The organism is Acetivibrio ethanolgignens, assembly GCF_001461035.1.
GTDB classification, from domain to species: Bacteria; Bacillota; Clostridia; order Lachnospirales; family Lachnospiraceae; genus Velocimicrobium; species Velocimicrobium ethanolgignens.
Genome location: NZ_LNAM01000153.1, coordinates 1 through 13,760 on the forward strand (window position 1 = coordinate 1; position 13,760 = coordinate 13,760).

Consider the following 13,760-nt stretch of genomic DNA (forward strand, 5'->3'; position numbering starts at 1 on the left):
ATTATATCAAAAATCTGGACGGGGGTGTTCATAATTTATTCATTCATGCGTTTGTCGTGCTGATTCAGTTTGCAGGAGTGGAATATATTCGAATTGGTACAAATGAGAATCAGATATAACAAGTACAATCACATTTTGCCACAAAAAAGACAGTATAAAAAGCATATTTGCCTTCTACACTGTCTTTCCTATTTTAAATTCCTAACAGCTTCTCCAGTGCTTCTACACAAATACCTTCTGTCAGCTTGCCAATAATCTCGCCATCCTTAATCGCTACAGCACATGGAACCTCAGATACACCAAGTCTTACCGCCAGACCGTTGGACTTGTAAACATCAATACGGTTTACCTTTACCTTACCCTGGTGCTTCTTTTCAAATTCCTCAAAAACAGGAAGAAGCTCCCGGCTCTTAGGAATAACTGCATTCCAGATATAGGAAATACCCGGCATGGATTTATCCATAATCTGGTTTTCAAATACTTCACTCTCAGCAATGTACTTCTCCGCTGCATAACCAGCGATTGCACCATCGCCAACTGCAGTAGAAACCTGCTTTAAGAACTTCTCTCTTACATCTCCAGCAGAAAATACACCAGGAATATTGGTTTCCATCCTCTCATTTGTCAGAATATAGCCCTGACGGGTCATATCTATCATACCCTCGAATATTTCGGTATTTGGTACATAACCAATAAACATAAAACAGGTATCTACAGGTACATCGATGATTTCCTCTGTCTTTGTATTCTTAAGAGCAACACTTCTAAGATGCTCTGCATCACCGCGGAACTCATACGGCATGGTATTCCAGATAAACTCCATCTTAGGATTAGCCAGAGCTTCACCCTTTGCAATTTCATTGCAATCCATCTTGCCCTCTTCATGCATAACACTCACAATAACTCTGCTTGCAAATTTTGTCAGGAACATACCCTCTTCAATCGCTGCATCACCGGAACCAATCACCATAACGGTCTTATCTGTATTAGCTGCTGCATCACAGGTTGCACAGAAGGAAATACCCTTGTCATACAGGAAATCAGCCTCTCCTGGAGCACCGGTAAGTCTCGGCTTTCCACCGGAAGCAATGATAACTGCCCTACACTCATAGTTTGTACGGAAGGTTTCAACCACCTTAGTATCTCCCTCCAGCTTTACGCCACGCACATCGGTTAATTTAAACTTAACACCAAACTTCTTTGCCTGCTTATGAAACAGCTCCATAAGACCAAGGCCGGTAGAACCTTCCGGAAAACCCGGATAATTTTCAATTTCATTCGTATAGGTAGCCAGACCGCCTACTAAAGCCTTTTCGATTACCAGAGTATTTAGTCTTGCACGGCCACAGTAAATTGCCGCTGTTAGACCTGCAGCACCACCACCAATAATAACAACGTCATACTTTTCTATTTTTTTCTTCATTATGAAACCCGCCTTTTAACTTTACATAAAGAATTTTGCCAGCAGCCTACTTCCGATAAATGCTCCGATAAGCAAGAAGAAAGCAAATACCCAGCCAGACAGAGAAAGCGAAGCAATACCAGAATACAATGCTCCGATATTACATCCACCTGCCAGTCTTGCACCATAGCCCATTAAAAGTCCACCTAAAACAGCAGCTACAACCTGCTTTAGGGATTTAATCTTTTTAAACTTGAACTGAGAGGCTAAAAGTGTTGCCAGCAACGCTCCTGCGATAATACCAAAGTTCAGCCAGGAGCCGGTGTGGTTTAAAATTCCGTTATTTAAGGTTGCCTGTGCTCCCTCGCTGGAAAAATAATACCACTTATCTACATTGCCGCCTACAAGCCGGTAAAGCCACGCACCCCAGTTTGCAAAGGTTCCGGATACTCCCCAAGGAGAACCTGTACTCGCAAAAATCGCAATCTGGAAAATAGATAACAATACCGCTCCGGTTACATATGTAAATGGATTTTTGAAAATTTTAATATAGTAAGGATTCTTACTTACCTTATCCCAAAAAGCCTTCAACTTATGAACACCTGCTTTCAGATTCTATTAATTTGTTTTCTCAATAACGATTTCCCATTCACCGTCATCAACTTCTTCAATTTCAACGTTATGTCCGTTATTTCTTGCCCATTCAGGGATATTTTTCATAGCACAGCTGTGGTCAATCTGAGCAATGATAACATCACCAACTGCTGCCTTTTCCATCTGTTTCTGAACCTTCATCAAAGGTACCGGACAGGCTTCTCCTAAACAATCAATTGTAAATTCTGCCATAATTTTTTTCCTCCTAAATTTAAACTTATTATTCGTTATTTCCCATACGTTTCTTTTCATATAAATCTGCCGCAATATATAAAAGGCCAATAATAGCAAGCTGTAGAATCACAGCTCCAGCCCAGCCAAATACATCCGGCAGGAAAATCTTAGGTGCTGTTGCATTAAAATGAAGTGTCCACCAGCCCATATGGTTTGCACCAATCAGAGAACCAATGACAAAAAAGAACAGACTTAAAATCTGCATACCAAAGCCTTCACCTACACGCATCAGGGTACCCGAAGCACAACCTCCTGCGATAACCATACCGATACCGAACATAATACCGCCTACTGCTGTTGCAAGACTAATTGGCATAATATAGCTCTGTCCCGGAATTGTCCCGCTGTTTATAAATGCTCCATATTTAATTGCGGTAAATCCAATGGTTGTAATGGCCAATGCAATCAATACTGCTCTGGTAACGGAAGTTGATCCGGTAATGCAAGGGTCTCTTAAAGAGGCAGTAAAACAAAAACGAGACTTCTGCAAAATAAATCCGAAACAGCATCCAAAGGTCCAGTACAGTGCCAAAGTACCATTCTTTAAACCAAGAAAAATACCAAGAGCTACAATCAGCACAAAGACAGCAAAGCCAATCGGAAGCTGATTTTTCTTCTTTTTCCGTTTACTATTGCTTCTGCGGATTGTAGATGTCTGTGTAGTTTGTGTTTCACCTACATTTTCTGGCATTAAGATACCTCCTTATTTTGCTTTTTAAGGATTATAACGCTTCACTACTAGCTTAAGTATATCATATTGTTATTTTTTTGACTATTTAACATTCTAATACTGTATACCTTTTCAATATAAAGGTTTTGAATAGTTGTATAAAGTTTTGTAATCTTGTATAATGAGAAATAATAGGAATATAAAGAGAGGGGTAAATCATGTTATTAGAGCATGTTATAATGTTTTGCAAAATAGCAAATGAAAAGAGTATTTCTAAGGTCGCACAAGCAAATCATATATCCCAGCCTGCTTTAAGTCTTCAAATGCAACGACTGGAGGAAGAGCTGGGGGTTAAGCTGTTTGAACGCTCTAACCGTGGTATCCAGCTTACAAAGGCTGGCATAATTATGCAAAAATACGGCCTCCAGTTTATGCAAAGCTATGATAATCTCCGCGAAGAACTTGACAATCTGAAATCCAGCAAGGTTACCTTTCGTATTGCCGCCTCTCCAGTTATCTGTGATTATGCTCTGCCTTGCATTTTGTATAAAGCAAACCAGAAGTTCCCGGACTATTCTTTTACCTTAAATGGTTTTCCGTCCAATGAGGTCATCGCCCAGATACGCAATGAGCAGGCAGATTTAGGCTTTATTGTAGGAAACTGCAGGGATGATGACATTGTATGTAATGATGCTTTTGTAGATAAGATTTATCTGGTTGCCAAAACCGGTTATAATATCAAATCCATTCATTCCCTTGACGATTTAAAAAGGTATCCTCTGATTATGCTGAATGAAAATTTCAGCTCTTACCGACTGGTGTACAATTATTTAAAGCAGAAGGGCTGTACAACAGAGAATTTTAAAATCAATTATCACTTAAATACAACCGAAGCCGTAAAAAGTGCCGTTATTGCCGGTCACGGTCTGGCTTTTTTACCTTATATGGCAATAAAAAAAGAAGTTTATATGAAGGAGCTCCAGATTATAGAGTTTCCTGATTTTAATTTAAATTATGATGTCCATTCCATTTACCGGACAAAGGAGGGTTCTCTGGGAACCACACAAAAAGAAATTATCCAGTATCTTATTCACAACGTAAATAAGAATATCTGTTAGATTCTTTTTACATACAGCTCCCAGATACCATTCATAGGCTCTACAATCTCGAATCTGAGACCGCTTTTTTTACAATACTCGGTAATAGATTCCACAACACAGCAATGGTCTGTAATCAGCTTAAGCTCCTCACCGGCTTTAAACTCCTTACACTGCTTAAGCTTCATAATCGGTATAGGACACATATCACCCAAACAGTTTAATTCTTTCAAAAAATCACTCCTCTTCCCAATATAGTTTTATTTTAACACGGAAGGGAAGCTACAGCAATAAACTTTCTGCAAAGGCAAGGGGAAACATCCTATGAGAATTCCATTTTACAGTCCATTTCACGGAAAAAATGAAACAGCTTACATAACAGCTTGTCTAAAAAGCTCTCTGGCAACCGGCGGTAACTTCTCCCGTCAAGCCCTGGGGGCTTTAAAGCAGTTGTTTTGCAGAGAAAATCTCCTTCTTGTTCCAACCTGCTCTTCTGCATTAGAGCTTTCTATAGCTCTAATGCCTCTGGAGTCTGGCGACAAAGTTCTCCTTCCCTCCTTTAATTTCCCATCTGCCGCTAATGCCGTTCTGCAAAAAGGGTTGACTCCCGTTTTTTGCGATATTGACCCAGCGACCCAGAATATTACTTTGAATGAAATAAAAAACCAAATGACTAACCGGACAAAGGCTGTAATTACTGTAGATTATGCAGGAATTGCCTGCGATTATGACACCCTATATCCCTTTACCAAAGACAACGGACTTTTTCTTATTGAAGATGCTGCTCAAAGTCTTGGTTCTTTTTATAAAAATGAGCCCTTGGGAATCCAGGGTGATTTATCCGGAATCAGTTTTCATTCTACCAAAAATATTATATGTGGCGAAGGCGGCCTTTTTTTCTGCCAGGATTCGGAACTTTTTGAAAAAGCATGCATCTACCAGATGCACGGCACAAACCGCCAGGCCTTTCTAAACGGCCTGTGTGACCGCTATACCTGGCGGCAGGAGGGTACTAGCTTTCCTTTAAATGAGCTGTCCTGTGCTCTTTTACTTTCCCAGCTGGAAGAACTAGAAGCCATCTCTGATTACCGGCGGGAACGGCTTTTTTCCTATATTTCTCTATTAAAGCCACTGGAAGAAAAGGGACTCGCAAAACAGATGAAAATACCGGATTACTGTACGCCTAACGGTCATTTGTATTACCTACGGTTTTCTACTCCTGCCTTAATGGAGGAGGTACGCCTTCTTTTAGCCAGAAAGGGCATAGATGCCAGAACTCACTATGTTCCTCTTCACGCTTCTCCGATGGGGCAAAAGCTTGGCTATCATCCAGAGGAGCTTCCCGAAAGTATGCGTACCTATGAAACCCTTCTTCGCCTTCCTCTCCATACGGCTCTTACCCCGATGGAGCAGGAGGAGATATGTGACATCCTTTTAAACTGGGGGAAGAAGCGATGAACAATACACCCAAAATAGAAACCCTGGGAATTGTCATCCCTGTCTATCGCTCTACTGAGACCGTCCGGCTTTTACTGGAGCAGCTCTCAATAATTTTAGCTCCGCTTTGCTCTTACCATGTTTATCTGGTAGATGACAGTGCTGATTTTAACATCTCTGCCTATTTAAAGGAGCGTTGTTCAGGAAAACAGGTCACGCTTATTACTTTGACCAAAAATTCAGGCCAGCAAAATGCCGTTTTGTGTGGTCTTCGTTTTGCCTGCCGTCATCCGGCAGTTCTCACCATGGATGACGACCTGCAACACCCGCCAGAGATTGTTCCGGCTCTATACCGAAAGCTTTCCGAGGGGTTTGACCTCGTCTATGCTCTACCGGAAAATCATGACAAAAGCCTGCTTCGATGTTTGGGAAGTCGTCTTCGTGATTTTTTCTTTCCCACAGCAAAGGTGTCAAGCTTTCGTATTATGACTGGTGAGGTAGCAAAAAAAGCAGCTTCCTTTCATGGTTGTTTTTTCTATTTTTCTGCAGAAGTTTTTAAAAATCCTGCAAACGGCAGAGACCTGCAGACAGGAAATCTATTTTATCAAAAGCCTGCTCGTTGCTTTGGTAAAAGCGGCTATAGCTTAAAAAAACTTATTATTTTATATGGAAAGCTGCTTGTATACTATACACCCCTTTCCGCTCTGACTACTTTTTTAAAAAAGGAGTGTAACAATTTGTATGAAATAAAAGAAATCTCGCCAAAACTTATGGTTCTGGGTGGCTCCAACTGCCAGCTTCATGCCCTTGAGCGGGCAAGAGAACGCTCCATAGTCACAATCCTGGCTGATTATACAAAAAATCCGCCAGCAAAAGAGCTTGCCGATATACATGAACCAGTCAGCACTTTTGATGCTCCAGCCTGTATCGAAGCGGCAAAGCACCATCACATCCAGGGCGTCATGACCTTAGGTACTGACCAGCCGGTATTAACTGCTGCCCTGACAGCTAAGGCTCTTGGTCTTCCCAGTTTTTTAACAGAAGCTAAAGCACGTTCTGTTACCAATAAAAAACAAATGAAACAACTTCTTTCGCAAAACAATATAAAAACTGCCAGATACCTGTTTCTTTCCAAAGAAGGCACTTTTTACGATACCGCAGGAAATCCGGCAGAATTTACCTTAAAGCCGCCTTATGTTTTAAAGCCTCTGGATTCCCAGGGACAACGGGGTATTTTTAAACTATACACAAAGGAAGCCGTCCTTGAAAGGCTCCCTGAAACCCTTTCCTTTTCAAGAGAGGATATGGCTCTGGTAGAGGAATTTTACGAAAGTGATGAAATTACGGTAAGCGGCTGGATAAAGAACCGTGCCCTTACTATTTTAACAATAACAGACCGGCTTTTATATCCAGATACTACCCATATTGGTGTCTGTATTGGTCACCGCTTTCCTTCCATACATATAAACCGCTATGAGGAAATCAAGACTGTATGCGATCAGCTTACCCATGTATTTTCTTTGGAAAACGGTCCCTTTTATCTCCAGCTTCTGGTTGGTGGACAGGGAATTTTCGTAAATGAACTGGCCTGCCGTATCGGTGGTGCCTTTGAGGATGTAACAATTCCGTATCTTACAGGCTTTTCCATCCTGGATGCCGTAATCGACGGAGCTTTAGGCTATCCTGTTTCCTTTCCGCTGACACCGGATTTTCGTTGTGATACTGGGAAAAAAGCTTCTTTTGTTCTACTGCTATTCTGCCATCCAGGAAGGATTGCACATATTACAGATAAAGACAAGCTTTTATCCCTTCCTTACGTTTTGGACTGTGGCTTTAACTACGCAGAAGGCAGTCAGATTCCTGTAATGGAAAATGCAACCGCCCGCTTTGGACACGCTGTCCTTGTCGGTACGAAAGAGAGCCTCGCCCGGGATATCAAGGACTTTTACAAGCAGCTTCAGGTATTAGATGAAAATGGAAAAAATCTTATCCAAACCTTTAATGAAATACAAATTTAGGAGATTTGCGACTATGAAAAAACGTACATTTTTACTTTTTATTGTTTTTGCCCTGGGAGTATTTTCTCTCAGTGGCTGCTCCTCTAAGGATGCCAAGGAGGAAACCTTCACCATCGCCGAGCAGTTTGGCATTGCTTATGCTCCCTTAAATATTATGAAGGAGCTGGGCATACTGGAAAAAAAGCTTCCCGGTGTTTCTATCGAATGGAAGCAGTTTGGCGGTCCGACCGCCATTCGTGAAGGCATGCTAAACGGTGAAATCGATTTTGGTTTTATGGGTATCAGTCCTGTTTTAGTTGGCATTGACAACGGCATGGACTGGAAATATGCAACAGGCATCAGCTCCAACCAGGTAGCCATCGTTACTGACCGTCCTGAGCTTAACAGCCTTGCAGACTTTACTCCGGAAGATAAGATTGCCATTCTTTCTCCTGGCTGCACCCAGCATGTTCTTCTCTGCATGCTGGCTAAAAAGGAGCTTTCTGATGCTCACTGCCTTGATAACCAGACCGTATCGATGTCACATCCGGATGCGGCCAATGCTCTGATTTCCGATACAGAAATTGCTGCTCACGTCGCAACCCCTCCTTATATTCAGGAGGAGCTCTCCCATGGTATGCATATCATTGCCGACGGGGAGGATATTATGGGTGAACCTTTTACCTTTATCAGCGGCGTTGCCATGACAAAATTCCATGAAACCCATCGGGACTGGTATGATGCTTTTATAGAAACCCTGGAAGAATCTATCGCTTATATTAACAACAACAAAAAAGAAACAGCAGCTCTTTTAGCCCCTGTTTACGGTATTAGCGAGGAGGAGCTTTTAGAGCAGATGAACTATAATGGTACCATCTATTCTACGAAGCTTTCCGGTATTGAAAAAATGAGTCAGGCTATGGCAGAAACCGGATTTATAAAAAGGGCACCCGCCTTTGAAGATATTATTTTTGACAATGTAAACCAGTAAGGAGGAACACCTATGAAAAAGAAAAGACTCCTTTGGGCAGCCATTTTATTAGCAGTCTGGGAGATTAGTGTAAAATTGTCTCATATTTCACCCTTATTATTTCCCAGTGTAGAAGAGGTATTAAAAACACTGTATCAGGATCTTTTTCACGGAGACCTTCTAATACAGACCCTTTCCTCCCTGGAAATCATCGGCATTGGAATGCTTCTTGCCGCTTTTTTTGCCATTGTACTAAGCCTTTTCTCCCTTTTTCATCCCCTGGCAGAAGGGCTGATTGATACCATTACAACCATTGCCCATCCTCTGCCTGGGCTGGCACTTTTGCCTCTTATTATTATCTGGTTTGGCACTGGTGATTCGGCTATTATCGCCATAATCGTTCACTCTGCCCTTTGGCCTCTTTTACTAAATCTTCTGACTGGTTTTTCCAATACCCCTTCTCTCTATACCGATATTGGAAAAAATCTCTCCATGAGCAATACCGCCATTACTCTGGAAATTCGGCTTCGTTATGCTCTTCCTTATCTTATCTCCGGCCTTAAAATCGGCTGGGCAAGAGCATGGCGTGCTTTTATCAGTGCTGAGATGGTATTTGGTGCTGTAGGGAAAAAGGGAGGTCTGGGATTTTACATTTTAACTAAACGTACCTTTATGGATACTGCAGGGCTTTTTGCCGGAATTATTTTAATTGTTATTATCGGAATTTTAGTTGAGGATATATTCTTTTCTCTAATTGAAAAAAGAACAACCAGAAAGTGGGGAATGAATTGATGTTTGAAGTAAAAGATTTATCAGTAAGCTTCCAAAGGGATGGCGAAGCTTTCTGTGTACTGGATAACCTGTCTCTTTCCATTCCCTCTGGACAATTTTTTGTCCTCCTTGGAAAAAGCGGTTGCGGAAAAACTACACTTTTAAGAACCTTGGGAGGCTTTTTAAAGCCCGACTCCGGTTCTATTCAAATTGATGGGAAAACCGTAACGACCCCTTCCAAAGAACGAGTGATGGTTTTTCAAAGCTTTGATCAGCTGTTTCCCTGGTTTACCCTGGAAGAAAATCTTCTTTATGCCCTAAAAAAGTGTGACATTTCCAAATCGGAGGGTAAGACTATTGCAAAAGAATGTCTGGCTATGACCGGGCTTTCCGGCTTTGAAAACCAATATCCTTCAGCCCTTTCCGGCGGCATGAAGCAGCGTGGAGCCCTGGCACGAGCCCTTTCCTTAAAACCCTCCATTCTTTTAATGGATGAGCCCTTTTCCAGCCTTGACTACCTAACCCGCCAAAGTATACAGAGCCTTGTAAGAGAGCTTACGAAAAAAACAGGCTGCACCGTTCTTTTAGTTACTCACGATATTGAAGAAGCAATTACTTTAGGTGACCGCATTGGAATTTTAGATAAAACAACAAAAAAAATCTCTTCCTTCTATCTTCCGTCAGAGCATACAAAAAAAGAACTTCTTGAATGCTTAATCAAAGAGCTGGCCTAAGTATCCAGCTCTTTTAATTTATACACCAGTACATGGCTATATTTTTCCTGTCCCATCACTCCGATAACTCTGCTGCCATAGACTGTATCGGTAAACTCTCCTATCAGCTCCCCCTTTTCCTCACATAGCCTTTTAAGCTCCGGTACAAAACGAATATCTCCGTAAATTACATTAAAATACGGCCTGTGTTCATGTAGATAGTCAAGCTCAGTAGAATAAAGAATATACTCTATTCCATTTTCTTTGATATATGCCTCTATTCCCTTTTCCCTCCATACATAAGGAAGGTTCCGATAATCTCTTAAACAGCCCTGCGAAAAATAAAATTCTGTATTCAGATTGGCAATTACTGTGGAATCCTTCGGTACCAGTTCTTCTATCTGTTCCAGGTATGCTGCATGGCTCCCCTTTGAAAGCCATGGTCTTATCTGCTCTATAGATATCAAAACTGTTACGGCCAATATTAACGCATAAATAAACCTTTTTCCTTTCTCCTCCTGCTCTGCTAAAAACAAGGCCAATAAAAGATATCCAAAGGGAAAGAAAAAGAATACACTGGTCTGGTTATATCTTCCGATAAAAATCATTCCACCAAGCAGTCCCATTGTCCCTGAAATCAAAGCTCCAGGAAGCCTCCTTTTCATAACCAGAGCATAAATCCCCATAAACACCATAAGGAAAGCAAATAACAAAAGGGAAAATCTAAGCTCTGTCACATAATAGGTTCCGCTTTGTCCTGTAAATAGCCGTTCAAAAAATCCCCTCAGTTCACTGACTTTTGCAGCCAGAGAAGCATCAACATCAAATTCCATGGCACCATTCTGAAAATAATGCTTTAAAAATTGCGAATCAAAAGAATAGCTGATTAAAACAAAAACTGCCGCAAAGGCTCCCGTTACTCCAATGTAAGTCACCAAAGGAAGAATATCCTTTTTTATCTGTAAAAACAGATAAAAAAGGATAGCTCCAAAGGAGCAGGCCAGAAGAAAACTGTTGGGATGAATCCCTATGGAAATCCCTGTTATTACCGCCGTCAGCACGACCTTCATTACACCAGGCTCTCGTTGTCCCAGCAGTAAAAAAAGTCCTGCTATAAAAGCTACCCCAAGCAGGATTTCCTGCCTTGCAAAATGAGAAGCATAAATAAACTCGACATCCAGACTAAACAATACCGTTACAGCCAGGGCAAGCTTTTCTCTTTTTGTTATTCTTTTAATAAGAAAGTAGAATATTATCAAAAATACAATTCCTGCTGCTAGAGATAACAAACGGACACTTTCAATAGAGTATCCGAATATTCGGATAAATCCCATTTGTAATAGGTGAAATAAGCTCTTTATTGCATGGGGATATCTTGGGCGGGCATCGAAAAAATGCTCCGTTACTGACAGACTTTTTTCTGTCAACATATCTCTCGACAATCCCGCCAGCCAGCTCTCGTCCGAATGTACAAAAGGAAACTGTGTCAGAAATGCAGAAGAAAAAAAGCCGTATGCCAATATATACAGAAAAAACAGTTTATCTACAAGTCCTCTTTTTTTCTCCTTCACTTTCCCCACTTCCTTACTGATTATTTCTTTCATTCTAGCAGAAATCCCTCCTTCCCACAAGGCAACACTTCTTGTTATTGCTTTAACATATATAATATAACAAAATGCTATAACTCTATTTGTAAAAACTAAAGTACAATAGTAAATAGATAACGCATTACTACTACAAGAATGATACATACCAACAACTAAAGGAGGTTTTTTATGAGCTCTTTTGCTAAAAAAATAACAATCTTTTTGGTATTAGCTCTGTTTACCACCTGCTTAACGGGCTGCAATTCCCACACCTTTGCAGAAACGGAAAATTCACTCATTGTTTCTGCAAAAGAACTTACGGACTACATGGGAAAGGAAAATGTTGTCCTGGTCGATATGCAGTCTCCAGAGGATTATGGAAAAGAACATCTTGAGGGGGCAGTAAATATTCCCGCTGAGAGCATTGTAATTAATGTTCCTGTTAAGAATATGCTGACATCAAAGAAAAAAATGGAAAGCATCATGAGTGCCAGCGGCATTTCCAATGACACTCTGGTAATCGCTTACGATACAGATAAAATGAGTGCTTCCCGGCTTCTTTGGTCGCTCTTCATGTACGGTCACGAAAATGTAAAGGTCGTTGATGGTGGTTTTGAAACTATTAAGGCAGCCGGACTTTCCATCACGGACCAGGTTCCTTCTGTAACAGAAGCCGTCTTTACTGCTGGAGAACCATCCAGCGAATGGTTGGTAGATTCCTCCCGGGTATTAGAGCAGGTAAACAGCCCACGGGACAACGTAATTCTTCTAGATGTTCGTTCTGATGAAGAATACTATACGGAAGGCAAGATTCCTACATCTGTTATGATGAACTTTACGGGAAACTTTTTCGCGGATGGAACCTTTAAAACAACAGAAATCACAAAAATTAATTATCTGGAAAATAAAATCTATCCTGAAGATGAAATCATTATTTATTGTAAAACTTCTTTCCGTGCAGCACCAGTTTTTGTACAACTGTATGAAGCCGGTTATCGGAATATCAAGCTATATGATGGAGCCTTTTTAGAATGGTCCTCTAATTCTGACAATCCTGTTGAAATGCCAGATGGAGCAGCTGCACCTTCTAAAAAAGATGCTTCCTGATACTTAATTTTAACGCCGCTTTGCGGTAGTATCCAAAGAAAGGATGAATTGTTTATGAAAAAATTACTTGCTTTATCACTTACCTTTGTTTTGACCTGTGGTCTTATCACAGGCTGTGGCAACAAAACAGAGGCTCCTGCTGAGACTCAGACTCCAGTAGTAGAAACTTCTGCTCCTGAGACCGAAGCCCCTGAAGCCGAGGTTCCTGAAACCGATGTAGTAGCAGAGGCTGCTATGGGTTATTTTGCAAACTTCCCGGAAGACAGACACATGATTGGTGTTCCTGATTTATTTGCGAAGATGGATGCCGGTGAGGATATGCTTATTATTGATATTCGTGCTGCTGAAGATTATGCTGCCGGCCACTTAAAGGGTGCAGTTAATGTACCTTACGCTACTGTTGGTGAATCCTTAGATATCATCCCGGATGACATTCCAATTTTCGTAAACTGCTATTCCGGACAGACCTCTTCCCAGACAGTTGCTTTATTAAATGTTGCAGGAAAATATGCTACCAATATTCAGGGTGGCTTCAATAATGGTATTTCTACTGCTGAAAACTATGAAAATTACATCACTACTGAAGAAGCAACTCTTTCTGGTGACGAATATCCTGTTGACCCGGCAATTAAGGCTGCCATTGTTGATTACTATGCAAAGGCAACCTCTGATACCTTCAAGTCCTTTAACTTCCCTGTGGAAAGCTTAGGAGAGCTTGTGGAAGCTGAGAGTGATGATTATACCATTCTCTCTATCCGTTCCGCAGAGGATTATGCTAAGGGTCATATTGCTGGTGCTATGAATATTCCTTTTGGTAAGGGTATGCAGGAGTCCTTCTCCACTATCCCTACTGACAAGCCAGTAATCGTATACTGCTACTCCGGACAGACCTCTTCCCAGACTATGACTATCCTTCGTATGTTAGGCTATGAAGCATACAGCCTTGCAGGTGGTATGGGTACTGAAGGAAAAGGCGGCTGGTTAGGTGCAGGCCTTCCTGTAGTTACAGAATAATTCATTTTCTATTTATAAGGGAGTGTCGCAAAATAACTAAAATCTAGTTATGAAGCGATGCTCCTTATATAGAACAAGGACACCATTCAATCTTCTAATTTGGTGATT

At 41.2% G+C, this 13,760-nt stretch carries 14 protein-coding genes; 8 read left to right on the forward strand and 6 right to left on the reverse strand.

Going from position 1 to position 13,760, the window contains the following annotated elements; all coding sequences use genetic code 11:
• Nucleotides 1-193: 193 nt before the first annotated feature.
• Genes ASU35_RS08730 through ASU35_RS08745 form a run of 4 tightly spaced genes read right to left on the reverse strand, consistent with a single transcriptional unit; the run spans nt 194 to nt 2,981 of the window.
• Nucleotides 194-1,423 carry an FAD-dependent oxidoreductase gene (locus tag ASU35_RS08730; protein WP_058352644.1) on the reverse strand — a complete coding sequence of 410 codons (1,230 nt, stop codon included), beginning with the start codon at nt 1,421-1,423 and terminating at the stop codon, nt 194-196.
• Between the two features lie 21 nt (nt 1,424-1,444).
• A complete protein-coding gene (locus tag ASU35_RS08735; RefSeq protein WP_058352645.1) occupies nt 1,445-1,993 on the reverse strand; it encodes a YeeE/YedE thiosulfate transporter family protein in 549 nt (182 codons plus the stop codon).
• A gap of 27 nt (nt 1,994-2,020) precedes the next feature.
• Entirely contained in the window at nt 2,021-2,248 is a 228-nt protein-coding gene (locus tag ASU35_RS08740) for a sulfurtransferase TusA family protein (RefSeq protein WP_058352646.1), read from the reverse strand.
• 28 nt (nt 2,249-2,276) lie between these two features.
• Nucleotides 2,277-2,981, reverse strand: a complete 705-nt coding sequence (locus tag ASU35_RS08745) for a YeeE/YedE thiosulfate transporter family protein (RefSeq protein WP_058352647.1) — start codon at nt 2,979-2,981, stop codon at nt 2,277-2,279.
• A gap of 197 nt (nt 2,982-3,178) precedes the next feature.
• On the opposite strand from ASU35_RS08745, the gene ASU35_RS08750 reads away from it, so the two are divergent.
• A complete protein-coding gene (locus ASU35_RS08750) occupies nt 3,179-4,078 on the forward strand; it encodes a LysR family transcriptional regulator (protein WP_058352648.1) in 900 nt (299 codons plus the stop codon).
• On the opposite strand, the gene ASU35_RS08755 is transcribed toward ASU35_RS08750, so the two are convergent.
• Nucleotides 4,075-4,290, reverse strand: coding sequence for a sulfurtransferase TusA family protein (locus tag ASU35_RS08755; protein ID WP_058352649.1), 216 nt, complete (start codon nt 4,288-4,290; stop codon nt 4,075-4,077). The two genes, ASU35_RS08750 and ASU35_RS08755, sit on opposite strands and share 4 nt — an antisense overlap.
• Nucleotides 4,291-4,381: 91 nt before the next feature.
• Between ASU35_RS08755 and ASU35_RS08760 the strand changes: the two genes are divergently transcribed.
• The 5 genes from ASU35_RS08760 to ASU35_RS08780 are packed head-to-tail and all read left to right on the forward strand — an operon-like array spanning nt 4,382 to nt 9,966.
• Complete coding sequence (locus ASU35_RS08760; protein ID WP_058352650.1) at nt 4,382-5,515, forward strand: aminotransferase class I/II-fold pyridoxal phosphate-dependent enzyme; 1,134 nt, start codon at nt 4,382-4,384, stop codon at nt 5,513-5,515.
• The gene (locus ASU35_RS08765) at nt 5,512-7,512 is read left to right on the forward strand and encodes a glycosyltransferase (protein ID WP_058352651.1); all 2,001 of its coding nucleotides are present in this window, start codon (nt 5,512-5,514) and stop codon (nt 7,510-7,512) included. Before ASU35_RS08760 ends, ASU35_RS08765 begins: the two co-directional genes overlap by 4 nt.
• Nucleotides 7,513-7,525: 13 nt before the next feature.
• Nucleotides 7,526-8,482, forward strand: coding sequence for an ABC transporter substrate-binding protein (locus tag ASU35_RS08770; RefSeq protein ID WP_058352652.1), 957 nt, complete (start codon nt 7,526-7,528; stop codon nt 8,480-8,482).
• A 12-nt stretch (nt 8,483-8,494) separates the two neighbouring features.
• Nucleotides 8,495-9,253, forward strand: a complete 759-nt coding sequence (locus tag ASU35_RS08775) for an ABC transporter permease (protein WP_058352653.1) — start codon at nt 8,495-8,497, stop codon at nt 9,251-9,253.
• On the forward strand, nt 9,253-9,966 hold the full coding sequence (locus ASU35_RS08780) for an ABC transporter ATP-binding protein (RefSeq protein ID WP_058352654.1): 714 nt from the start codon (nt 9,253-9,255) through the stop codon (nt 9,964-9,966). The genes ASU35_RS08775 and ASU35_RS08780 overlap by 1 nt, the downstream gene beginning before the upstream one ends.
• Here the strand turns inward: ASU35_RS08780 and ASU35_RS08785 are convergent.
• Complete coding sequence (locus tag ASU35_RS08785) at nt 9,963-11,549, reverse strand: phospholipid carrier-dependent glycosyltransferase (protein WP_058352655.1); 1,587 nt, start codon at nt 11,547-11,549, stop codon at nt 9,963-9,965. The two genes, ASU35_RS08780 and ASU35_RS08785, sit on opposite strands and share 4 nt — an antisense overlap.
• Nucleotides 11,550-11,720: 171 nt before the next feature.
• On the opposite strand from ASU35_RS08785, the gene ASU35_RS08790 reads away from it, so the two are divergent.
• A complete protein-coding gene (locus tag ASU35_RS08790; protein WP_058352656.1) occupies nt 11,721-12,638 on the forward strand; it encodes a sulfurtransferase in 918 nt (305 codons plus the stop codon).
• Nucleotides 12,639-12,692: 54 nt separating this feature from the next.
• Nucleotides 12,693-13,652: a rhodanese-like domain-containing protein gene (locus ASU35_RS08795; protein WP_058352657.1), complete on the forward strand. Its 960-nt coding sequence runs from the start codon at nt 12,693-12,695 to the stop codon at nt 13,650-13,652.
• Nucleotides 13,653-13,760 lie beyond the last annotated feature (108 nt).